Below are 21750 nucleotides of genomic sequence, written 5' to 3'. Positions count from 1 at the left end.
CCGGGGCTACAGGTCGCGCAGACCGTGCAGCACGCGTTCCATCAGATCGTGGCGCTCGTCCCAGGTGGACGTGTCCGACAGCGTGTCGCGGACGATCACCAGGTGGTCCTGCATGAGGTCCGACACGAGCACGCGGACCACGCCGAGCGGCAGCGCCAGCAGCGCGGCGATCTCCATCAGCGACCGCGGCCGGGCGCAGACCTCGGTGACCTGCGCCAGCGCGCTCGACGTGAGGTAAGGCGCCTCGGCCCGGCCCGCCGCCGTGGTTTCGACCAGGGCTTCGACGGCGATCTCGACCGTCGGCGCCGTCCGGCCTTCCGTCCAGGCGTACGGGCGGGCGAGCGCCGGGCTCCGGCGCGGCTCGTCCCCGTACAGCCCGGGCGGCGGGTCGTCGATCACCGGTGGTCCTGGGCCACCGGCATCTCGCGTGCGGGCACGTCGACCTTCTGCCCCACTCGCTCGACCAGCATCGTCATCTCGTAGCCGACCAGGCCGATGTCGCAGCCGGTCGAAGCGAGGACGACCAGGTTCGAGCCGTCGCCCACGCTCATCAGCAGCAGGAACCCCTGCTCCATCTCGATCACCGACTGCACCACCCGCCCGGCGGTGAACAGCTCCGCGGTACCCAGCGACAGGCTGGACAGCCCGGCCGCGATGGCCGCCAGCTGGTCGGCGCGCTCGCGTGGCAGGGCCTCGTCGGCGGCCACCAGCAGGCCGTCGGCGGAGACCAGCACGGCGTGCGCGACCCCCGAGACGTCCTGGACGAACCCGCTGACCAGCCAGTTCAACGTCGCCGTCCGCTCGGGCGGCGCGGCGGAACCGGGGAAGGCCAGTGTCCCGTTGAGGGACCGGGCCGCCGGTTGGGCGCCGGAGCGTCGGGGCTGTACGTCGGGAAGTTCCGTCATCGCGGATCCACTTCGTCCTTTCCGGATTCTTCGGTGCGGGCCGCGGTCTCCCGCCGGGCCGCGCGCATGCCCTGGTAGTGCCGGGAGAGACTGGTGCGGACGGCGGCGGCGTCGCGGAACGACCCGCTGGTCTGCTCGCGCACGCGCGGGACGACCGCGCCGGGGGCGAGCTGGGCCCCGGGCCGCCGGGTCGGCAGCCCCGCGTCGGTGAGCCGCTGCGCGATCGCCGGCTTGAGAGCGCTTTCGGCGGCTTGGCGCGTGCGGTCGGCCGGGGTCTCCCACTGCCCCACCGGCGCGGCAGCCGGTTCGGGCCGGGCCACGGGCTCTTCGATCGAGGTCGGCCAGTCCGCGCTTTCCTCCGCGGGCGACGCCGAGGCCGGCTGCTCGGCGGGTTCGGGTTCGGCGGCCCGGTGCGCCGCCGTGGTTCCGTTCCGGCCGGCTCGATCGGCCGGGACCGCCGGCTCGTCGGCCGGGGGTGGCCAGTCCGCCGCGTCGGCCGGAGCGGTCGAATCCGCCGGTGACCCGGGCCGGGCGCCGTGATCGGCCGAAGCCGGCCGGTCCGCCGCCCCCGGCCGGGTGACCCGGCCGTTCGGCACCGCGGGAGGCCACTCCGCTGCCGCGCCTTCCGCGGCGGCCGGCCACTCCACCGGTTCGGCCGGCACCTCCCGCCGGGGCAGTGGCTTCATGTCCGGCTCGACGAACCAGCTCGTCACGACCTGCTCGAAGATCGGCGTCGCGGCCTGCGCCGGCACCACCGGCGGCCGGGTGTGGCCGTTGCGGCCGCCGGCCGCGGCGCCGGCCTTCGCGAGCCGGCCGCCGCCGATCGGGCGGGCCAGGTCGGCGATGACCAGTGCGCCCGGGACGTGCACGCTCGCCGTGACCCCCGCGTGCCGCGCGCCCGTTCCGGTCGCGCGCAGCCGCACCGTGACGCCGTGCAGGGCGGCGAGCCTGCCGACCACGAACAGCCCCATCCGGCGGGTGGTCTCCGGGCCGACGGTCCCCGCCGCGGCGAGGCGGTCGTTCACCGCCGTGAGCTCCGCCGCGGTCATCCCGAGACCTTGGTCGACGACCTCGATGAGCAGCCCGCCGTCGGCGCCGCGGTCGGCCGTCAGCGCGACCTTGTGCTCCGGAGGGGAGAACCGCGTCGCGTTCTCCAGCAGCTCCGCGAGGATGTGCACCACGTCCGCGGCCGTTTCGGGCTGCACCGAGCTGCGCGGCGCGTTGCCCATCGCCACCCGCCGGTAGTCCTTGACCTCCGACGTCGCGGCGCGCAGCAGGTCGCGGGTGGGCACCGGTTCGCGGCCGTGCCGGACCGGGCGGCCACCCGCCAGCACGTGCAGGTTCTCGCCGTTGCGGCGCAGCCGGGTCGCGATGTGGTCGATCCGGAACAGCTCGTCGAGCCGCTTCGGGTTCTGCTCCCCCGCCTCGAGGTCTTCGATGATCGACAGCTGCTGCTCGACCAGCGACTGGCTCCGCCGCGACAGCGTCATGAACATCTCGCTGACCTGCTTGCGCAGCTCGGCCTGCTCGACGGCGAGCCGGACGGCCTGGCGGTGCATGTCGTCGAAGGCGTGGGCGAGCTGCCCGATCTCCTCCTCGGTCTTGATCCCCGAGTCGGGCACCGCGCGCCAGTCGATGTCGTGGCCTTCGCGGACCTGCCGGACGGTCTCCGGGAGCTGTTCGTTCGCCGCGCGCAGGGCGGCCGCGCGCAGGCGGCGCACCGGCGTGACGAGCGAGCGCACCACCAGCAGGGCGATCGCGAGCGCGCCGAGCAGCGCGCCGAGGACCAGGGCCGTGTCACGCAGCGAGTCCGACCGGGCGCGGTCCGCCGCGGCCGAGACGTCGCCGGTCAGCTTCGCCGCGACGTCGTTCAGCACGGCCGTCACCCCGGTGGTCTCGGCGGTGATCGTGGGGGCGAACGACGCGAGCGCCGCGGTGCCGTTGTCGCCGGAGCCCTGCAGGGCGTCGAGCCGGCCCTCGGCCGAGCTCGTCGCCGCCTTGAACCGGTTCAGGATGTCGCCCGAGAGCTGGTGTTCGGCCTGCTCGGCGAGCACTTCCTGTTCGGCGGTGGTCTGCACGACGGCCGGCCGCAGCGAGCCGTCGTCGGGGCTGTTCCCGGCCGCCCGCACGTAGGTCTCCTCGGTGGCCAGCTCGCCCCGCAGGTGCACCAGCAGCCGGGCGGTGTCCGCGCCGGCGGTGGCGTCGCTGCCGGCGTCGGCCGGGACGAACGCGGGCAGGAGGTCGCCGAGGGTGGAGATGATGTCGTTGTAGCCGGCGGCCTTCGTGCGGACGTCGCCGCCGCCGGCGCCGGCGGCGCGGATGCCGGCGAGCTTGCCCAGTGCGGTGTTCAGCGCCCGGCCGGTGTCCGCGGGCAGCGGCGCGAAGCCGGTGTCGCGCTGGACGGCGGCCACCTTCGCGTCGACGGCGGCGGTCAGCGTGTCCGGCGCCCCGGCCGGGACGGCCACCGCGGCGACCATCTCCTGGCCCAGCGACGCGGTCAGGTCGATCGAGTCCCGCAGCACCGGCAGCCGGTCGCGCGCCGCGCTGAGCGCGGTCGCCCGGTCCAGCTCGCTCTGGATGCGGATCTCCGCCAGCGCCACGGCGACCAGGACCGGCAGCAGCAGGACGACGCTGATCTTGGTGCGGACGCTCCAATGCGCCGGCGACCACGCGGCGTCCGCCGGCCGGCGGGGCGTGGATCTGCTTTCGTGCATGGCGGAATCGCTCGATTCCCAGCCGCGCGGACGGCTGACGTCGAACTCGGACAGGACGATGGCCCCAGGGCCGATCGCGTCTCTCCCGGGGTCTGGGGAAGATTCGGTGTTGATCGAGCCGACCAGCAGAAGACATCACGCCCGGCATCCTTGTCAACCCTAAGGACCGGCGTTTCGGAACGCGGGGAATGAATTCCTTCCGACCGGCTCCGACAGTTCACGCATTGTGTTCCGACGGTCGCTGCTTGTACACCGTACAAGCAGGTTCGCCCAGCTCCAGGGCCTGACATGGCGTAAATAGCCCGCCTGCCACACTGGCGGCAGAATTACCCACAGAAGCCGCGAGTTCGAATTCGTGGCGAAGTCGGCCATTGTTCGAATAGTTTGTTATTAATTCCCCCCGACGCCCGGGTGGGAGCGACGGCGGGACACGCGGCAGAATCGCCGCCGTGACCGAAGTGGATGTTGACAACGAGGGCGGCGCGGCCCACGGCAAGCGGGTCGGGTGGGTCGAGCTGTACTTCGACTTGGTCTTCGTGTTCGCGGTGGGCCAGGTGGCGCACGGCATCGTCGCGGACCCGCACTGGATGCGCGCCGCGGCCGCGCTCGGCCTGTTCGCGACGCTGTGGTGGACGTGGATCGGCTTCGCCGTGCTCTACAACCGCCGCGGCGACGACAGCCGCGCCGCCGACCGGCTGTTCGTGCTCGCCGGCACCATCCCCTGCGGGATCGCCGCGACGCAGGCGCACCACGTCTTCGACGGGCACCCGGCGGTCTTCGCGGCGGCCATGGCCGGGGTCCGCCTGATCCTGGCGGCCGCGCACCGGTGGCCGGCCCGCCCGGGCCTCGACCAGAGCCGGATCAGCTGGGGCTACGCGGTTTCGGCGGTGCTGTTCGGCGTTTCGGCGTTCGTCCCGTTCACGTGGGCGCTGTGGGCGTTCGCGCTGCTGCAGGAGGCGGGCTTCCTGCTGCTCGGCGACCGCCGCGGACGGCGCCGCGGCGAGCCCCGGCAACGGCCCTCGCAGGCCGACCAGTGGCGGATGCTGCTGAAGCCGCCGAGCGACCCGAACCTGGCCGTCGACTCCGCCCACCTCGCCGAGCGCTTCGGGCTGTTCATGATCCTGCTCCTCGGCGAGCTGGTGATCACGGTCGGCACGGCCGCGCTGGAACGTCCCGCCGACGACGTCGCCTACTGGGCGTCCCTGGTCGCCGGTCTGGTGATGGCGGGCGCGCTGTGGTGGCTGTACTTCTCGTCGGCCGCGCGGATCTACGAGCGCATGCTCGACCTCTCCGGCGGCAACCCCGCGCTCGCGTACTCGCTCTACGCGGTCGGCCACCTCTTCCCGGCCTTCGCGCTGCTGCTCATCGCGGCCGGGGTGAACCTGTCGCTGCACGAGTCCCCGCCCCAGGCGGCGGCGTGGTTCACGACCATCGGCCTGACGATGTACCTGGCCGGCACCCGGGTCTTCTCGGTGCCCGGGCGTCCGCGCTGGTACGCCAGCGTGGCCCGGGGCGCGGCCCTGGCGGCCACGGTGTGCCTCGCGTTCCTGGCCCGGGTCCTCCCGGCGCCCGCGGTGGTCGTGGTGATCGCCGCGTGGGCGGTCGGCAGCACGGTCGTCGCGGCGGGGATCCGCCACCTCGCGCTCGACCGCATGGGCGACGACCCGGTGGCGTTCCTGCGCGACATCCAGGAGCAGCGGCAGCGCCGGGCCGCCGGCGAACGCCCACCGGAAGGCTGACGGTGGCCTCCGCGCATACTGGAGGGCGTCCTCGGCCCAGGGAGGCGATGTGAGCGCGGATCCTTTCGCGCACCCGGCGTTGTTCTACCGGGACGACGCCGAGTACCTGGCCGGCACCGTGCCGTTCGTGGGGAACGGGCTCGCCGCCGGTGAGCCGGTCGCCGTCGCGGTGCCGGGGCGCAACCTCGAGCTGCTGCGGCGCGAGCTCGGCTCGGACGCCGCCGACGTCCGCCTGCTGGACATGACCGACGCCGGCCGCAACCCCGGGCGGATCATCCCCCGGGTGCTGCGGGCCTTCGCCGACGCCCACCCCGGCGGCCCGGTGCGGATCATCGGCGAACCGATCTGGGCGGAGCGGTCGGCCGTCGAGTACCCGGCGTGCGTGCAGCACGAAGCGCTCATCAACCGGGCCTTCACCGGCCGGGACGTGACGATCCTGTGCCCGTACGACGTTTCCCGCCTCGACCCGGCCGCGCTCGCCGACGCCGAAGCCACCCACCCGGTCCTGATCGACAGCGCGGGCCGGCGCCCCAGCACCGCCTACGCACCGGACGACGTGCTCGCGCGGTACAACCGGCCGCTTCCGCCGGCGCCCGATCCCGTGGTGGAGCTGCCGGACACGACGGACCTCGCCGCGGCCCGGGCGACGGCGCACGTCCACGCGGCCGCCGCCGGGCTGAGCGCCGACCAGGTCTGCGACGTCGAGGTCGTCGTCACGGAGCTGCTCTCCAACTCCGTCGAACACGGCAGCGGGACGGGCACGGTCCGGCTGTGGAGCGAAGACGGCGAGTTCGTCTGCGAGGTCCACGACGGCGGCACCCTGACCGATCCCCTCGCCGGCCGCCGGCCCGCGACGCCGGAGCAGACCCGGGGCCGTGGGCTGCTGCTGGTCAACTACGTCGCCGACCTGGTCCGCCTGCACACCGGCGACCACGGCACGACGTTCCGCGCGTACTTCCGCGTCTGAGGAGCTGAGGGCTGAAGGCCTGAGCGGGCTCAGGGCAGGCCGGCGAGGTCGGCCAGCAGGCCCATGTGGTGCCCGAAGTACTCGGCGCGGGCCTGGACCATGTCGTCGAGGCGGTGGAAGACCTCGAAGTTGACCTGGCCGAACAGGTGCGTCCAGGCCAGCAGAGCCCGGTCCAGCCGTTCCTCGGACAGGCCGCCGCCCTGGTCGTCGATCAGGCGGCGCAGGTCGGCGCGGACCGGCTCGGGCGGCGGTGACCCGGCCGGGACGTCCGGGGCCTCGCCGGCGATCGCCGCCAGCAGCAGGATCACCTTCGACGCCGGCACCACGGTTTCCGGCGGCGCCGCGTAGCCGGGGACGGGGTTGCCGTAGAGCAGGCCGTACTCGGCCGGGTGCGCCAGCGCCCAGGACCGCACCGCGTGGCACGCGGCGAGCCACCGGCCGCGCAGGTCGTCGCGCGCGACCGCCGCTTCCGCCTCGGCCGCCGCCTCCCCCAGGTCGTCGTAGGCGTCGATGATCAACGCCGTCAGCAGGGCGTCGCGGCTCGGGAAGTACCGGTACAGCGCCGAAGCGACGAGGCCCATGTCCCGGGCGACCGCCCGCAGCGAGAGGTTCGCGCCCTCCGTGGCGAGGCGGCGGCGGGCGGCTTCCTTGATCTCCTGGTGCATCTCCGAGCGGACCCGGGCGCGCAGCGACGAGGCGGACACGGCCCCAGTGTCGCACATCGCGAGAACACCCGAACTCGACGAGAACACTGTTCTTGACCCGGCGACTGCCGGCGCAGTACGGTGTTCTCGTCCGAGAACAGTGTTCTCTCCTGGGGGTTTCCATGGCTCTGCACGTCATCGTCGGCGCCGGTCCGGTCGGCTCGGCCACCGCTCGCCTGCTCGCCACCCGCGGCGAAGAGGTCCGCCTGATCACCCGTCGCGGCGGCGGCCCGGCCGTCGCCGGTGTCGAACTGGTCGCGGCGGACGCCTCCGACGCCGCCACGCTCGCGCACCACACGTCCGGCGCGGCCGCGCTCTACAGCTGCGCGGGACCCGCGTACCACCGCTGGCCCACCGACTGGCCGCCGCTGGGCGCGGCCCTCCTGCACGCGGCCGAGGCCGGCGGCGCGGTACTCGTCACGACCGGCAACCTCTACGCGTACGGCGCCGTCGACGGCCCGATGACCGAGCGGCTCCCGGCGCGGCCCAACTCGGTGAAGGGCGAGGTGCGGGCGAAGCTCTGGGCCGACCAGCTCGCGGCGCACGAGGCCGGGCGGATCCGCACGGCCGAGGTCCGCGGGTCGGACTACCTCGGCGCGGGAACCCTGTCGGCGTTCACGACCTTGGTGCTGCCGAAGGTCTTGGCCGGCAAGCGCGCTTCGGCCCCGGCCGACCTCGACGCCCCGCACAGCTGGACGTACGTCGGCGACGTGGCCCGCACGCTGATCGCGGTCGCGGCCGCCGAAGGGGCGTGGGGCCGACCCTGGCACGCGCCGACCGCACCGCCGATGTCGCTGCGCCGGCTGGCGACCCGCGCCGCGGAGCTGGCGGGAGCACCGGCGGCCCGCGTGACGACCATGCCGGGCATCGCCCTGCGCCTGGCCGGCCTCTTCACCCCGGCCGCGCGGGAAATGGTGGAGATGCAGTACCAGCTGCGGGGGCCGTTCGTCCTGGACTCCTCGGCGGCGACCGCGGCGTTCGGCATCGAGCCGACCTCGACCGACGACGCGTTGCGGGAGACGGTCGAAGACCGGAAGCGTTTGCTACTCTCCAGTGATTAGGCGAGCCTTACCTAACTGGAGGACCGATGGCCCGGCAGAACATGACCGCTTCGCGGATCAAGCCCGGCACCGCCGAGCTGCTCACCCTCCGCGTCCTGCGCCGGGAACGGATCTCGGCGCACTTCTCGCGGGTCACCATCGGCCAGGAGGACGTCGCCGGCTTCACCCCCATGGGGTTCGACCAGTGGTTCCGGCTCTTCATCCCGGTCGCCGAGGACTCCCTGTCCCGGCTCCCCCGGACGCTCAACGCCCTGTCCTACGCCAAGTACCTGACCATCGCGAAGACCACGCGGCCCGTGCTGCGCAACTACACCGTCCGCGCCCACCGCCCGGACGGGCCCGACGGCCCGGAGCTCGACGTCGACTTCGTCCTCCACGGCGACGAAGGCGGCGGGCCCGCCGCCACCTGGGCGCGGAGTTGCACGCGCGGGGACGCCGTCGCCATCCTCGACGAGGGGATCGGCTTCAACCCCGCGCCCGGCCGGGACCGCTTCCTGCTCGTGGCCGACGAAAGCGGGCTGCCGGCGATCGCGGGCGTGCTGGCTTCCCTGCCGGACACCGCGACCGGGCACGCTCTGATCGAGATCCCCGAGGACGACGACCGGCAGCCGCTCGTTGCGCCGCCCGGCGTCGAGGTCGGCTGGCTGCCCCGGGCCCGCGGGGCCGTTCCCGGGCGGACGGCGCTGGCCGCCGCTCAGGACCTGCCCGCGCCGAACACCCCCGTGCACGCCTGGGTGGTCGGGGAAGCGGGCCTCGCGGTCTCGCTGCGGCGGCACTGGGTGCGGGCCGGGATCCCGAAGAACGACATCATGTTCTGCGGGTACTGGAAGGCCCGCTAGTCCGGGATCTCGGTCGCCCGTTCCCAGCCCGCCGGCAACGGACTCAGGTTCAGCGCGTGGTCGAGACCGCTCCCGGCCAGCGCCCGGCGCACGACGCGGTTGTCCCCGGTGACGATCCGGAGGGTGGTGCTCTCGCGGATCGTGCGCCCGTGGATTTCGGCGAGCACGGAAAGCCCGGCCGAGTCCAGGAAGTCGACCTCCGACAGGTCGAGCACCAGGACCGGGAACTTCCGGTGCGCCCACGTGCGGAGCACCGAGGAGAGCTCGGCGGCGCTGTCTTCGTCGAGCGCGCCGCGGATCCGGACCATGACCGCGCCGAAGTACGGCCGGATCACCTGGATGTCGAACGCACTGCGTTCCCGGCGGGGCGACGGCGGCGTCATGGGGATCGCCGTCGCGGGGTGTTGCACGACTAACATCTGTACGCCTTCAAGTCGCGGATGACGTGCCGAGCGGTGTCCACTGCCCGCTCGAACGCCGGCAAGTCGGGGGAGGCGGCTGCTCCTGAACCGCACCCTCGCAGCCTAGTACTTGATCCAAACGGCGCAACCCCGCCAACGGCCGAAATCACACTCTCCCGCTGTCCGCCGAAAGCGCGTCTTCCCGGCGTACGTACCAAAAACCGGCACCCGGGGCCCTCGCTCTTGACAGCCCGTGCGGGTGACGGTCATGCTCGACAGCGTCTCAGGGTTCCTGATATAGCGCACGGAGGTGCCCGGCTTGACCCGATCGCCGCACGGCCCGGCCGACTTCGGCCTCGGTAGCTGGCCCGCCCGCCGGGCCCGGATCTCGCCCGGTCGCACCGCGCTCGTCCAGCCCGGAAGCACGCGTACCTACGCCGGACTCGCCGCCCGCGTCGACCGGCTGGCCGGCGCGCTGGCCCGGCTGGGCGTGCGCCCGGGCGACCGCGTGGCCTACCTCGGCGTCAACGACGTCACCGTCTTCGAAACGCTCTTCGCCACCGCCCGCCTCGGCGCGCTCTTCGTACCGCTCAACTACCGGCTCTCCCCCACCGAAATCCGCTACATGCTCGAAGACAGCGGCGCTTCGGTGCTCGTGCACAGCCCGGACACCGACGCCCTGCTGACCGGGCCGCTGCCGGAGACCCTCCGGCACGTCGTCGCGACGGACCCGGCGTCCTGCCCGGCGGGCGGGGTCGGCTACGAAGCCGAAATCGCCGCCGCCGGCGACCCGCCGGCCACCGAGGTCCGGCTCGACGACCCCTGCCTGCTGCTCTACACCTCCGGCACCACCGGCCGGCCGAAGGCGGCGGTCCTCACCCACGGGAATCTCACCTGGAACACCGTCAACCAGCTCGCCCACCTCGACGTCCTGGGCACCGACAAGGCGCTGTGCATCGCGCCGCTGTTCCACTGCGTCGGGCTGGGCCAGATCACGCTGCCGACGCTGTTCAAGGGCGGCAGCGTGGAACCGGTGGCGAAGTTCGACCCGGGCGCGATCCTCGGCCGGATCGGCGAAGCCGGGATCACGAGCTTCTCCGCGGTCCCCACGATGCTGGAGATGCTGTGCCGCCACGAGTCCTGGGACCGCACGGACCTGAGCTCGCTGACGTGCGTGCTCTACGGCGGCTCGCCGGTCGCCGAGCGCGTCGCCCGCGCGTGGCTCGACCGCGGCGTGAAACTCCTCCAGGGCTACGGCATGACCGAAGCCTCGCCGGGCGTCTCGATGGCCACCCACGAAGGCACGCTCGAGCACCCCGTCGCCGCGGGCGTGCCGCACTTCTTCACCGACGTCGCCGGCCTCGGCCCGGACCTCACTCCCGAACCGCTCGGTGAGACGCCCGCGGAGCTGCTGGTGCGCGGCCCGCACGTGTTCGGCGGCTACTGGAACCGGCCCGAGGAGTCGAAGGCGAGCTTCGTCGACGACGGCTGGTTCCGCACCGGTGACGTCGTCCGCGTCGAGGACGACGGCTGGGCCCACGTCGTCGACCGCGTCAAGGACATGATCATCTCGGGTGGCGAGAACGTCTACCCCGCCGAGATCGAGGCGGTCGCGGTCCGGCTCGACGAGGTCGACGCCTGCGCCGTCGTGGGGGTGGCCGACGAACGCTGGGGCGAGGTCGGCGCCGCCTTCGTCGTCCGCCGGGCCGGCGCCGAACTCGACGAAGCCGCCTTCCGGGCCCACCTCGAACGGCACCTCGCCCGCTACAAGGTGCCCAAGCACGTGCAGTTCACCGAAAGCCTGCCGGTCAACGCCACCGGCAAGATCCGCCGCGTCGAGCTCCGCGAGCGAGCCGCCGCATCCTTCCCGAACGGACCAGCATGACGATCCCTCTCCTGCCCCCTTCGCTGCGTTTGGAGCTGCTCGACGACGTCGCCGTGCTGCGACTGGCTCGCCCCGAGAAGCGCAACGCCCTCGACGACGCCACCGTGCTCGGCCTCGAATCGTTCTTCGGCGCGCCCCCGCGCGGGATCAAGGCCGTCGTGCTCGACGCCGTGGGCGAGCACTTCTCCGCCGGGCTCGACCTTTCCGAGCTCACCGAGCGCGACGCGTTCGAAGGCCTGGAGCACTCGATGATGTGGCACCGCGCCTTCGAGCGGCTCGAACGCGGGCGCGTCCCGGTCGTCGCCGTGCTCCGGGGCGCGGTCGTCGGCGGCGGCCTGGAGCTCGCGGCGGCCGCGCACATCCGCGTCGCCGAGCCCTCGGCGTTCTACGCGCTGCCGGAGGGCCAGCGCGGCCTGTTCGTCGGCGGCGGCGCGTCGGTGCGGGTACCGCGGCTGATCGGCGTGCACCGGATGGCCGACATGATGCTCACCGGCCGCGTCCTCGACGCCGGCGAAGGCCACGCCGCCGGGCTGTCGCACTACCTCGTCGACGACGGCTTCGAGCACGCGCTCGGCCTGGCCCGCAAGATCGCCGCGAACTCGCCGATCACGAACTTCGCCGTCCTGCAGGCCCTCCCCCGCATCGCCGAGGCCAACCCGGCCGAGGGCTACCTGATGGAGTCGCTGATGGCCGCCGTCGCCAGTGGCAGCGCCGAGGCCAAGGAACGGATGCAGGCGTTCCTGGACAAGCGCGCCGGGAAGGTCGGCCGATGATCCTGCGCCCGGTCGCGCCCGACGTCCGCGGAACCACCGAGATCGGCCGGTACCTGGGCTGGCTGGCCGCCCGCGGCCACGCCTTCGACGACTACGCCGCGCTGCACCGCTGGTCGGTGACCGACCTCGACGGCTTCTGGTCGTCGATCAAGGACTTCTTCGGCGTCCGCTTTCCCTCCCCCGCTTCGAGTGTCGTGCCGGACCCGCGGATGCCCGGCACGGAGTGGTTCCCCGGCGCGACCCTCAACTACGCCGAGCACGCCCTCGGCCACCAGCCCGACGACGAGGTCGCCGTCATCGGCTACTCGCAGACCCGCGACCGCACCGAGCTGACGTGGGGCGAGCTGCGGGACCAGGTCGCCCGGGCGCGGGCGGGCCTGGCCCGGCTCGGCGTCGGGCGCGGTGACCGCGTCGTGGCGTACCTGCCGAACATCCCCGAAACCGTCGTCGCCTACCTGGCGGCCGCGAGCCTCGGCGCGGTCTGGGCGTCCTGCGCGCCCGAGTTCGGCGCCCGCTCGGTGGTCGACCGGTTCGGCCAGGTCGGACCGCGGGTCCTGCTGACCGTGGCCGGCTACCGCTACGGCGCCAAGGACGTCGACCGCCGCGCGGAGGTCGCCGAGATCCGCGCCGGCCTGCCGACCGTCGAGCACGTCGTCCACGTCCCCTACGGCGACCACGACCTCCCGGACACGCTCCCCTGGAGCGAACTGCTCGCCGAAAGCGCGCCCGGGTTCGAGCCGGTCGGCTTCGCCCACCCGCTGTGCGTGCTGTTCTCCTCCGGCACCACCGGCAAGCCGAAGGCGATCGTGCACGGCCACGGCGGGATCCTGCTGGAACACCTGAAGAACCACGGCCTCAGCTGGGACCTGCGCCCCGGCGACCGGCTGCTGTGGTTTTCCACCACCGCCTGGATGATGTGGAACGCGCTGGTCTCCGGGCTGCTCACCGGCGCGTCGATCGTGCTGGTCGACGGCAACCCGCTGCACCCGGACCTGGCGTGGCAGTGGCGGCTCGCCGCCGAGACCCGCGCGACGCTGATGGGCGCGAGCCCGGGCTTCCTGATGGCGTGCCGGAAAGCGGGCCTCGACCCGGCCGCGTCGTTCGACCTGACCGCGCTCCGGCAGATCGGCGCGGCGGGCAGCCCGCTGCCTGCCGAGGGCTACCACTGGGTGCGGGACGTCTTCGGTCCGGACGTGCTGCTCAACGTCGGCAGCGGCGGCACCGACGTCTGCAGCGGGATCGTGCAGGGCGGCCCGCTGCAGCCCGTGCTCGCCGGCGAGATCTCCGGGCCCTGCCTCGGGGTCGACGCGAAGGCGTTCGACGTCGACGGCAACACCGTGGTCGGCGAGCTGGGCGAGCTCGTCATCACCGCGCCGATGCCGTCCATGCCGGTCGGGTTCTGGGGCGACGACACGGGTTCGCGCTACCGGGAGACGTACTTCGCCACCTATCCCGGCGTCTGGCGCCACGGCGACTGGATCCGGTTCTCCCCCGAAGGCAGCTGCGTCATCGCCGGCCGCTCGGACGCGACCCTCAACCGCGGCGGCGTCCGGCTCGGCACCGCCGAGTTCTACGCCGTCGTCGAGGAGCTGCCCGAGATCGACGACTCGCTCGTCGTGCACCTCGAAGACCCCGCGGGCGGCAACGGCGACCTCCGCCTCTACGTCGTCCTCCGGGACGGCGCCTTGGACGCACCGCTGCGCGCGAAGATCGCGACGGCGTTGAAGAGCGCGCTGTCGCCGCGGCATGTGCCGGACACGATCACCGCCGTCCCGGTGATCCCCCGCAACCGCACCGGGAAGAAGCTGGAGCTGCCCGTGAAGAAACTCCTGCTCGGCGCCCGGGCCGACGACGTCGTCGGCCGGGACGTGCTGGCCGATCCCACCGCGCTGGACCACTTCGGGACGCTCGCATGAGCACCGTCGCGGTCGTCGGCACCGGCGTGATCGGTGCGAGCTGGGCGGCGCTCTTCCTCGCCCACGGCCTCGACGTCGTCGCCACCGATCCGGCGCCCGGCGCCGAAGAACGGTTGCGAGGTGCGCTCGAAGGAGCGTCGACGGATCGGCTGCGGTTCGTCGCCGACGCCGGCGAAGCGGCCGCGGCGGCGGATTTCGTGCAGGAGAACGGTCCTGAGCGTGAAGACGTCAAGCACGCGTTGTTCGGCGTGCTCGACGAGGCCGCGCGGCCGGACGTGATCCTGGCGAGCAGCTCGTCCGGGCTGCTGCCCAGCGTCATCGCCCGCGGCTGCCCGCGCCATCCCGAGCGGGTCGTCATCGGGCACCCGTTCAACCCGCCGCACCTGATCCCGCTCGTCGAGGTCGTGCCCGGCCGCGAGACCGCGCCCGAAGTCGTCGACCGGGCCGTGGCGTTCTACACCTCGGTCGGGAAGCGGCCGATCCGGTTGTCGCGCGAGCTGCCCGGCCACGTCGCGAACCGGCTGCAGGCCGCGCTGTGGCAGGAGGCGTATTCACTGGTCGAACGCGGGGTCGCGACGGTCGCCGACATCGACACGGCGATCGCGTACGGGCCTGGACTGCGGTGGGCCGTGCTCGGCCCGTTCCTCAACCAGCACCTCTCCGGCGGCGCGGGCGGGCTCGCGCACGTCCTGGCGCACCTCGGCCCGCCCACCGAAGAGTGGTGGCGCGACCTCGGCCGCGTCCACCTGACCCCGGAGCTGGCCGAAACGCTCGTCGCCGGGGTCGACGCCGAACGGGCCGGCACCGACGACCGTGCCCTCGTCGCCGCCCGCGACGCCGTCCTCGAACGCCTGCTGGCCGCCAAGGCCGCGCAGCCCGACCTGCCCTGAACCTGGAGCTCCCGTGGACCTTTCCGCACTGACCGCCATCGACGTCCACACCCACGTCGAGCAGGACGGGCACGGCTGTTTCGCCCTCGACCAGGAGCTCCTGGACGCGTCGGCGAAGTACTTCCGCGCCGACCAGGACCGCACGCCGACGGTGGCCTCGATCGCCGAGCACTACCGGGCGCGGAACATGGCCGCCGTCGTCTTCACGGTCGAAGCGCCGGCCGCGACCGGGCATCCCGCGCTCTCGAGCGAGGAAATCGCCGACGCCGCCGCCGAGCACGCGGACGTGCTCATCCCCTTCGGCTCGGTCGACCCGCACGCCGGCCAGGCCGCCGTGCGCCGCGCGCGGCGGCTGGTCGCCGAGCACGGCGTGCGCGGCTTCAAGTTCCACCCCAGCCTGCAGGCGTTCGAACCGAACGACGTCCGCCACTACCCGCTTTACGAGGCCATCCAGGAGCTGGGTGTGCCGGCGCTGTTCCACACCGGGCAGACCGGGATCGGCGCCGGGCTGCCGGGCGGGCACGGCATCAAGCTGCGCTACTCGAACCCGATGCTGCTCGACGACGTCGCCGCCGACTTCCCGGAGCTGACGATCATCCTGGCGCACCCGTCGGTGCCGTGGCAGGACGAGGCGATCTCGGTCGCGACGCACAAGGCGAACGTGTACATCGACCTCTCCGGCTGGTCGCCGAAGTACTTCCCGCCGCAGCTGGTCCGCGCGGCGAACTCGCTGTTGAAGCGCAAGGTGCTGTTCGGCTCGGACTTCCCGGTGATCACGCCGGACCGCTGGCTCGCCGACTTCGCGGCCCTCGACATCAAGGAGGAAGTGCGGCCGCTGATCCTCAAGGACAACGCCGTCCGGGTGCTCGGCCTGGGCTGAACGTTTGTCCGGTCCGTCCCGGGGCACCCGCCCGGAGACTCCGGGAGGTGCCGGGATGGCCGAGGGTGACGTGCACACCTACTTCGAGGACGGGCTGTGGAAGAACCGCGTCGAGGGCGGGACCCGGGCCTCCAACACCTCGCCCCGCCGGACCGACGCCGTGCTCGCCGGCCGGCTGATCGCGAAGAAGCGGCACGTCGTGCACGTGGTCCACACGCCGGAGGGCGACGTCGAGACCGAGCGCGACTTCCGGCCGCGGGTCAAACGTCCACAATAGACGAAGACCCGCCCACGCTCGGCGAAGGCCGGGGGTGGACCTGCGAGCGGGGCGGGAGCCTGTATCCGTTACAACGCAGCGGAAAGCCCGGTGTTCCCCGACGTGACGCGGACCTCAGGCCCGGGGCAGCACGGCCCACACGGTCTTGCCGCCGGAGCGGCGGCGGCTGCTCCCCCACCTCTTCGCGACCTTGGCGACCATCCGCAGGCCGAGTCCCGTCTCGATCGGGTCGAGCCCTTCGCGGAGCACCGCCGGGCGCGGGCTTTCGTCGGCCACCTCGACGGTCAGCGTCCCGTGCCGCAGCTCGACCGCCAGCCGCGGCACCGAGTCCGTGTGCCGCAACGCGTTCTCGACGAACTCGGTGGCGACCAGCTCCGCGTCCTCGGCCAGCTCGGGCACCCGCCAGTGGTCGCAGGCGCCGCGGACGAACCCGCGGGCGCGAGCCGACGTCCGCGCGGTCACCCGCCCGGCGCGCCGGCGTTCGGGGTGGCTCACCGCGGCTTCCGCCGTGGCGGCGTCCGGGTAGACCGGCACGGGCTGGCCGGCCAGCCGCGCGCGCTGGTCCTCCCGGCCGGTGACGAGCGCGAACGGCACCGCCGGCCAGTCCCCGATCCGCAGGGCGACCAGCGCGAACACCCCCGTCAGCGCCGGTTCGCGGAGTTCGAGGCGCTCGATGTCGACGAGAAGGCCTTCGGGCGACTCGGCGGCGAGGGCGAGCAGGCCGTCCTTCAGGTGTGGACGGGTGGTCCGATCGAGCACGCCGTCGACGAGCACCGTCGTCGTCGCACCGTAGCGAGGGACCATCCGCACCGAGCTGTGCCGGCCGCGCACGGCGACCACCTCCTCAGAGGGCCGGAAATCCGGCCTGACCCTTCGGATAACCGGTCCGGGACCGCTCAAACCCGGCACAGCGTCGCGTGTACGCCCGCCCTCGCGCGGGTACCCACGCGACTCCGGCACGGGAAGGAGCCCACCATCGCCACCGCGGTCCTGTTCGACGTCGACGGCACGCTCGTCGACTCCAATTACCTGCACGTCCACGCCTGGCGGCGGGCGTTCCACGAACTCGAGCGCCCGGTCGACTCCTGGCGCGTGCACCGTGCGCTCGGCAAGGGGTCCGGCAAGCTGCTGAGCACGCTCCTGGGAGACGAGGACGCCGAGCGCGTCGGCGACGAGGTGAAGGACCTGCACAGCCGCTTCTACCTGGAGACGGCCGGGCTGCTGCGACCGTTCGACCACGCCCCGGAGTTGATCAGGGCCCTGACCGCGAAGGGCGTGCGGGTCGTCCTGGCGACGTCGGCGGGTCCCGACGAGCTGGACCAGCTGCGTCGCGTTCTCGACGTGGACGACGTGGTCGAGGACATCGTCGCCGGCCACGACGTCGAGGCGACGAAACCGGACCCGGAACCGGTGCTGGTGGCGCTGGAGAAGGCCGGGACATCCCCGGAGGACACACTCTTCGTCGGCGACGCGGTCTGGGACGTGCGAGCGGCCACGAAGGCCGGCGTACGCACGATCGGCGTGCTGTCGGGCGGCGTCAGCGCGGCGGAACTGACGGAAGCGGGAGCCATCGCGACCTACGACGACGTCGCGGCCCTGCTCGCCGACCTCGAGAAGAGCCCGCTGGCGGAGCTGTTCAGCTGACCTTCCGGGCCACCAGCCGCTCGACGAGCCCCAGCTTGAACCGCTCCCGCCGGTCGATCGGCAACCCGAGTGCCTCCACCAGCTTCAGCGGCCGCCGCCGGAAGTGCTCGCCCGCCAAGGGAACGCTGGCCAGCTCCACCAGCCACTGGGCGGCGCGCACCACGAAAGACGAGCCGGCCACGTGATCGACCAGGATCAGCCGCCCGCCGGGACGCAGGACGCGCGCCATCTCGCCCACCGCCGCCGCGGGGTCCGGGATCGCGCAGAGGCCGAACGTGCACACCACGGTGTCGAACGACGCCTCGGCGAACGGCAGCTCGTGGGCGCTGCCCTGCCGCAGGGTGACCGCCCGGCCGAGGTCGCCGGCTCGGGCACGCGCGAGCTCGAGCATCCCGGAACTCAGGTCGAGCCCGGTGAGCGTCACTTCGGCGGGGTACCAGGCCAGGTTGAGCCCCGTCCCGACGGCGACCTCCAGGACGTCACCGGTCGCCTGCCCGCACGCCCACTCCCGCGAGTCCCCGAAGAGGCGGCGGTCCCAGACGCCCATCTCCGCGTCGTAGGTCGCCGACTTGCGGTCCCAGTACCGGTTCCACCGCTGCGCCTTCGTCATGTCCCCAGCGAAGCACGAACCGGCCCGGGATCGGGTGATCCCGGGCCGGTGAGACTCCTCAGCCGAACATGCCGGGCTCGTACGCCCCGCCCTTCTGGTGCAGGATCACCGCGAGCCGGTTGGCCGAGTTCATCTGGGCCACGAGCGCGACCAGCGCGGCCGTCCGGTCGTCGTCGTAGTGCTTGCGCACGCGGTCCCAGGTGTCGTCGGAGACGCCGGGGTGGGCGTCGGCGATCCGGGTGCCCTCCTCGGCCAGCGCCAGGGCGGCCTGCTCGGCCTCGGTGAACACCGTGGCCTCGCGCCAGGCGGCGACCAGGTTGATCCGCACCGCGGTCTCCCCGGCCGCGGCCAGCTCCTTGGTGTGGATGTCGACGCACCAGCCGCAGCCGTTGACCTGGCTGACGCGCAGCGACACCAGCTCCTGGGTGACCTTCGGCAGCGACGACTGGATGATCGCCAGGCTCGCGGTGCCGAACCGCTTGGCGAACTTGGCGCCGACTTCGTTCTCGACCAGGTTGAATCGGGATTCCATGGTTCCTCTTTCGGGGTCGTGGACCGGACGACCAGGAGATGCCGGACGCCCCTTCGCCTGTGACACCACCGGAACGTGACGACGGTCACTGTCACACCGCGGCCGCGGCCGGCATCTGGTGGGAAACTCCGCGAGACCGAAAGAGGAGCCGCCATGGCCGACCCCGCCACCGAGGCGTTCCTCGCCCACCGGAACCTGCTGTTCACCGTCGCCTACCAGATGCTCGGCTCGGCCGCCGACGCCGAGGACGTCCTGCAGGAGACCTGGCTGCGCTGGGTGGGCGTGGACCTCGCCGCCGTGCGCGACGAGCGCGCGTACCTGGTCCGGGTCACCACGCGCCAGGCGCTGATGCGGCTGCGGACTCATGCCCGGCGCAAGGAGTCCTACGTCGGCCCGTGGCTGCCCGAGCCGCTGCTGACCGCGCCCGACGTCGCCGAAGACGTCGAGCTGGCCGACAGCGTCTCGATGGCGATGCTGCTGGTGCTGGAGACGCTGACGCCGGCCGAGCGCGCGGTGTTCGTGCTGCGCGAGGTGTTCGACCTGGGCTACGACGAGATCGCCGAAGCCGTCGGCAAGACCTCGGCAGCGGTCCGCCAGATCGCCCACCGGGCCCGCTCCCACGTCGCCGCGCGCCGGCCGCGGGGCGACGTCTCCCCCGCGACGTCCCGGGACGCGCTGGCGGCGTTCCAGCGCGCGGTCGAGACGGGCGACCTGCAGCACCTGCTGGACATCCTCGCCCCGGACGTCGTGTTCCTGGGCGACGGCGGCGGAGTCGTGCAGGCGGTGCCGGAGCCGGTCGTGGGAGCGGCCGCCGTGGCTCGCCTGCTGGCGGCCGGCTTGGGCAACTTCGCCGCCGGGACGCTGACGGCGGCCCAGGTCAACGGCTACCCGGCGTTGCTGCTGCGCCGCGACGGCGAGGTCGACACCGTGCTGGCGGTGCGCATCGACGACGGGCTCATCACGGGCCTGTACGCGGTGCGCAACCCCGAAAAGCTGTCGCGACTGAACGAGGAGACGACGCTACGGCGCTGACCGCGCGTCGAGCGCCGCCCGCAGCCGCAGCCAGGTCGGTTCCGGGTCGAGGGCCGCGGGCACCTCGTCGAGTTCGTCCCCCTCGGCCACCTCGGTCGTCGTGCCGAGGAACTCCGCCACCCGCGACGCTCCGGGATCCGGCGTGGCCGCCGGCCGGCCGAGCACCGTGAGCTCACTCCCGGCGGCGGCGACCAGTTCACCCTCCGCCGTGGCGGCCAGCGCCGTCACCGGGGCGCCGCCCAGTGAATGCTCGACGGTCGTCAGGCGGTCGAAGTCGATGCCGAGGAGCGTGCCGTCCGATGCCCCGGTCCACCGGGCACCGGCGGCGAACGCGACGGCGTGCGCGAGTCGAGGCCCGTCGCCAGGACCCGGCGCAGCGAGGGGAACTCGAACACCTGGAGCCGGCCGGGACGTCCATTGTGGACGTCCCGGTCACCACGAGCAGTGGCTCCTCCGGGTGCCAGGCCGCCGCGGGCGTCCGCTGGTGCCGCCGCCAAGGCCTGCCGGGGTCGTAAGTGTCGGCTCCGGCGCCGATCGCGGCGAGCGTTCGACCGGGAACCCGGCCGGCACCCGCGCGATCGTCTCGAGGGTCACCCGGCCAGCTCAGCCGTGTTTCTCTTTGAGGTCCTTCGCTTTCACGCCGACCAGGAGGACGACCACGGCGAGCAGCACGATCCCCGCGCTGATCACCAGCCCCAGCGAAAGGCTGCCGGTCGCCTCTTGGATGAAACCCAGCAAGGACGGCGACGCCGCGGCCGCGAACGAGCCCATCGACGTCACCACCGCGATGCCCGTCGCCGCCGCGCGTTCGCTCAGGTAGATCGACGGGATCGAGTAGAACACCGTCAGGCCCGAATAGTGCGCCGCCGCCATCACCGCGAGCAGGATGACCACCACCAGGACGCTGCCGCCGGAGAAGGCCAGCGCCAGCATCGCCGCGGCCGCCACCAGCCAGCTCAGCGCCGCGTGCCAGCGGCGCTCCAGGGTGCGGTCGGAGTGGCGGCCGACCACGAGCATCACGACGATGCCGAGCAGCGGCGGGATCGCCGAGAAGAACCCGAGGTTCAGCACGTCGCCGACGCCGGCCTCGGCGATGATCCGCGGCGTCCAGTACGAAACGGCGTTGGCCAGCGTGTAGGCCCCGCACGCGCACAGGCCGAGGATCCAGACCTTCGGGTCGCGCAGCGCCGAAAGCATGCCGCCGTGCCGCGCTTCCGGCTCTTCCTTCGACCGCCGCTCGGCCTCCAGGTCGGCCCGCACGAGCGCCTTCTGCGCCGGGCTGAGCCACTTCGCCTGCTCCGGTTCGTCGACGAGGAAGAACGCCACCAGCACCGCGAGCAGGATCGGCGGGACGCCTTCGATGAGGAACAGCCACTGCCAGTCGGCCAGGCCGGCGACGCCGCCGAGCGCGTGCATGATCCAGCCGGAGACGAGCGAGCCGAGCACCCCCGACACCGGGACGCCGATGAAGAACACCGCGGTCATCCGCGTCCGGCGCGCGGACGGGAACCACCGCGACAGCAGGTAGAGCGCCCCGGGGAAGAAGCCCGCTTCGGCCACGCCGAGCAGGAACCGGGCGACGTAGAACGTGGTTTCGTCCCGCACGAACAACGTCACGATCGTGACGACGCCCCAGGTCGCCATGATCCGGACCAGCGTCTTGCGGGCGCCGATCTTCGCCAGCAGGGCGTTGCTCGGGACCTCGAAGAGGATGAACCCGACGAAGAACAGCGTGACGCCCAGCCCGTAGACCGCCGAGCCGAACCCGAGGTCGCGCTTGAGGCCCTGCTGCGCGATGCCGATGTTCGTCCGGTCGATGAAGCTGACGACGTAGCAGACCACGAGCAGCGGCATGACCCGCAGGGCGATGGTCCGGTAGGTGGACGCGCGGTCGGCACCGCCGACCGCTGGTGGCCGTCCGGTGACGGCGGGGTGTTCGGCCACGGCTACTCGACTCCTTCGTCAGGCGGGGCGTGCGGCT

Annotated in this window: 23 protein-coding genes; 13 read left to right on the top strand and 10 right to left on the bottom strand. The window is 73.0% G+C overall.

Annotated elements, in window-relative coordinates:
• Positions 1–6: 6 nt before the first annotated feature.
• The 3 genes from AB0C38_RS36615 to AB0C38_RS36605 are packed head-to-tail and all read right to left on the bottom strand — an operon-like array spanning position 7 to position 3619.
• Positions 7–399: a DUF742 domain-containing protein gene (locus tag AB0C38_RS36615; protein ID WP_360682356.1), complete on the bottom strand. Its 393-nt coding sequence runs from the start codon at positions 397–399 to the stop codon at positions 7–9.
• Positions 396–905, bottom strand: a complete 510-nt coding sequence (locus AB0C38_RS36610; RefSeq protein ID WP_360682355.1) for a roadblock/LC7 domain-containing protein — start codon at positions 903–905, stop codon at positions 396–398. The genes AB0C38_RS36615 and AB0C38_RS36610 overlap by 4 nt, the downstream gene beginning before the upstream one ends.
• Entirely contained in the window at positions 902–3619 is a 2718-nt protein-coding gene (locus AB0C38_RS36605) for an ATP-binding protein (RefSeq protein WP_360682354.1), read from the bottom strand. Before AB0C38_RS36605 ends, AB0C38_RS36610 begins: the two co-directional genes overlap by 4 nt.
• A 449-nt stretch (positions 3620–4068) precedes the next feature.
• Between AB0C38_RS36605 and AB0C38_RS36600 the strand changes: the two genes are divergently transcribed.
• Positions 4069–5358: a low temperature requirement protein A gene (locus AB0C38_RS36600; RefSeq protein ID WP_360682353.1), complete on the top strand. Its 1290-nt coding sequence runs from the start codon at positions 4069–4071 to the stop codon at positions 5356–5358.
• 49 nt (positions 5359–5407) lie between these two features.
• Complete coding sequence (locus tag AB0C38_RS36595) at positions 5408–6325, top strand: anti-sigma factor RsbA family regulatory protein (RefSeq protein WP_360682352.1); 918 nt, start codon at positions 5408–5410, stop codon at positions 6323–6325.
• Positions 6326–6354: 29 nt separating this feature from the next.
• Here the strand turns inward: AB0C38_RS36595 and AB0C38_RS36590 are convergent, their stop codons facing one another.
• Positions 6355–7029, bottom strand: a complete 675-nt coding sequence (locus AB0C38_RS36590; RefSeq protein WP_360682351.1) for a TetR/AcrR family transcriptional regulator — start codon at positions 7027–7029, stop codon at positions 6355–6357.
• A 122-nt stretch (positions 7030–7151) separates the two neighbouring features.
• Between AB0C38_RS36590 and AB0C38_RS36585 the strand changes: the two genes are divergently transcribed.
• Both AB0C38_RS36585 and AB0C38_RS36580 read left to right on the top strand, forming a co-directional pair.
• Positions 7152–8090 carry an NAD-dependent epimerase/dehydratase family protein gene (locus AB0C38_RS36585; RefSeq protein WP_360682350.1) on the top strand — a complete coding sequence of 313 codons (939 nt, stop codon included), beginning with the start codon at positions 7152–7154 and terminating at the stop codon, positions 8088–8090.
• Between the two features lie 26 nt (positions 8091–8116).
• Complete coding sequence (locus tag AB0C38_RS36580) at positions 8117–8929, top strand: siderophore-interacting protein (protein ID WP_360682349.1); 813 nt, start codon at positions 8117–8119, stop codon at positions 8927–8929.
• On the opposite strand, the gene AB0C38_RS36575 is transcribed toward AB0C38_RS36580, so the two are convergent.
• A complete protein-coding gene (locus AB0C38_RS36575) occupies positions 8926–9348 on the bottom strand; it encodes an STAS domain-containing protein (RefSeq protein ID WP_360682348.1) in 423 nt (140 codons plus the stop codon). The two genes, AB0C38_RS36580 and AB0C38_RS36575, sit on opposite strands and share 4 nt — an antisense overlap.
• 301 nt (positions 9349–9649) lie before the next feature.
• On the opposite strand from AB0C38_RS36575, the gene AB0C38_RS36570 reads away from it, so the two are divergent.
• From AB0C38_RS36570 to AB0C38_RS36545, 6 genes are read left to right on the top strand one after another with little or no spacing between them, the layout of a single operon-like run.
• The gene (locus tag AB0C38_RS36570; RefSeq protein WP_360682347.1) at positions 9650–11215 is read left to right on the top strand and encodes a long-chain fatty acid--CoA ligase; all 1566 of its coding nucleotides are present in this window, start codon (positions 9650–9652) and stop codon (positions 11213–11215) included.
• Positions 11212–11988, top strand: a complete 777-nt coding sequence (locus AB0C38_RS36565; protein ID WP_360682346.1) for a crotonase/enoyl-CoA hydratase family protein — start codon at positions 11212–11214, stop codon at positions 11986–11988. Before AB0C38_RS36570 ends, AB0C38_RS36565 begins: the two co-directional genes overlap by 4 nt.
• Positions 11985–13904 (top strand): acetoacetate--CoA ligase, encoded by a 1920-nt coding sequence (locus AB0C38_RS36560; RefSeq protein ID WP_360682345.1) that lies wholly within the window; start codon positions 11985–11987, stop codon positions 13902–13904. Before AB0C38_RS36565 ends, AB0C38_RS36560 begins: the two co-directional genes overlap by 4 nt.
• Positions 13901–14794 (top strand): 3-hydroxyacyl-CoA dehydrogenase NAD-binding domain-containing protein, encoded by an 894-nt coding sequence (locus AB0C38_RS36555; protein ID WP_360682344.1) that lies wholly within the window; start codon positions 13901–13903, stop codon positions 14792–14794. Before AB0C38_RS36560 ends, AB0C38_RS36555 begins: the two co-directional genes overlap by 4 nt.
• A 13-nt stretch (positions 14795–14807) precedes the next feature.
• Complete coding sequence (couO, locus tag AB0C38_RS36550; protein WP_360682343.1) at positions 14808–15674, top strand: 4-hydroxyphenyl-beta-ketoacyl-CoA hydrolase; 867 nt, start codon at positions 14808–14810, stop codon at positions 15672–15674.
• Between the two features lie 55 nt (positions 15675–15729).
• Positions 15730–15951, top strand: coding sequence for a DUF2188 domain-containing protein (locus tag AB0C38_RS36545; protein ID WP_360682342.1), 222 nt, complete (start codon positions 15730–15732; stop codon positions 15949–15951).
• A 114-nt stretch (positions 15952–16065) separates the two neighbouring features.
• Here AB0C38_RS36545 and AB0C38_RS36540 read toward each other — a convergent pair whose 3' ends face one another.
• On the bottom strand, positions 16066–16782 hold the full coding sequence (locus AB0C38_RS36540; protein WP_360682341.1) for an ATP-binding protein: 717 nt from the start codon (positions 16780–16782) through the stop codon (positions 16066–16068).
• Here AB0C38_RS36540 and AB0C38_RS36535 point away from each other — a divergent pair.
• Positions 16768–17595, top strand: coding sequence for an HAD family hydrolase (locus AB0C38_RS36535; RefSeq protein WP_360682340.1), 828 nt, complete (start codon positions 16768–16770; stop codon positions 17593–17595). The two genes, AB0C38_RS36540 and AB0C38_RS36535, sit on opposite strands and share 15 nt — an antisense overlap.
• On the opposite strand, the gene AB0C38_RS36530 is transcribed toward AB0C38_RS36535, so the two are convergent.
• Positions 17588–18205 carry a class I SAM-dependent methyltransferase gene (locus AB0C38_RS36530; protein ID WP_360682338.1) on the bottom strand — a complete coding sequence of 206 codons (618 nt, stop codon included), beginning with the start codon at positions 18203–18205 and terminating at the stop codon, positions 17588–17590. The genes AB0C38_RS36535 and AB0C38_RS36530 overlap by 8 nt on opposite strands.
• A 58-nt stretch (positions 18206–18263) precedes the next feature.
• The gene (locus AB0C38_RS36525) at positions 18264–18737 is read right to left on the bottom strand and encodes a carboxymuconolactone decarboxylase family protein (RefSeq protein ID WP_360682336.1); all 474 of its coding nucleotides are present in this window, start codon (positions 18735–18737) and stop codon (positions 18264–18266) included.
• 153 nt (positions 18738–18890) lie between these two features.
• Between AB0C38_RS36525 and AB0C38_RS36520 the strand changes: the two genes are divergently transcribed.
• The gene (locus tag AB0C38_RS36520; RefSeq protein ID WP_360682334.1) at positions 18891–19769 is read left to right on the top strand and encodes an RNA polymerase sigma-70 factor; all 879 of its coding nucleotides are present in this window, start codon (positions 18891–18893) and stop codon (positions 19767–19769) included.
• On the opposite strand, the gene AB0C38_RS36515 is transcribed toward AB0C38_RS36520, so the two are convergent.
• Entirely contained in the window at positions 19758–19997 is a 240-nt protein-coding gene (locus AB0C38_RS36515) for a hypothetical protein (protein WP_360682332.1), read from the bottom strand. The two genes, AB0C38_RS36520 and AB0C38_RS36515, sit on opposite strands and share 12 nt — an antisense overlap.
• Before the next feature lie 71 nt (positions 19998–20068).
• On the opposite strand from AB0C38_RS36515, the gene AB0C38_RS36510 reads away from it, so the two are divergent.
• Positions 20069–20284: a hypothetical protein gene (locus AB0C38_RS36510; RefSeq protein WP_360682330.1), complete on the top strand. Its 216-nt coding sequence runs from the start codon at positions 20069–20071 to the stop codon at positions 20282–20284.
• Positions 20285–20372: 88 nt separating this feature from the next.
• Here the strand turns inward: AB0C38_RS36510 and AB0C38_RS36505 are convergent, their stop codons facing one another.
• Entirely contained in the window at positions 20373–21713 is a 1341-nt protein-coding gene (locus tag AB0C38_RS36505; RefSeq protein WP_360682328.1) for an MFS transporter, read from the bottom strand.
• Positions 21714–21750 lie beyond the last annotated feature (37 nt).

The sequence above is a fragment of the Amycolatopsis sp. NPDC048633 genome (assembly GCF_040650695.1).
Taxonomy (GTDB): Bacteria; Actinomycetota; Actinomycetes; order Mycobacteriales; family Pseudonocardiaceae; genus Amycolatopsis.
The sequence above is the reverse complement of the archived record's forward strand: the minus strand, read 5'-3'. Positions and strand labels throughout refer to the sequence as shown.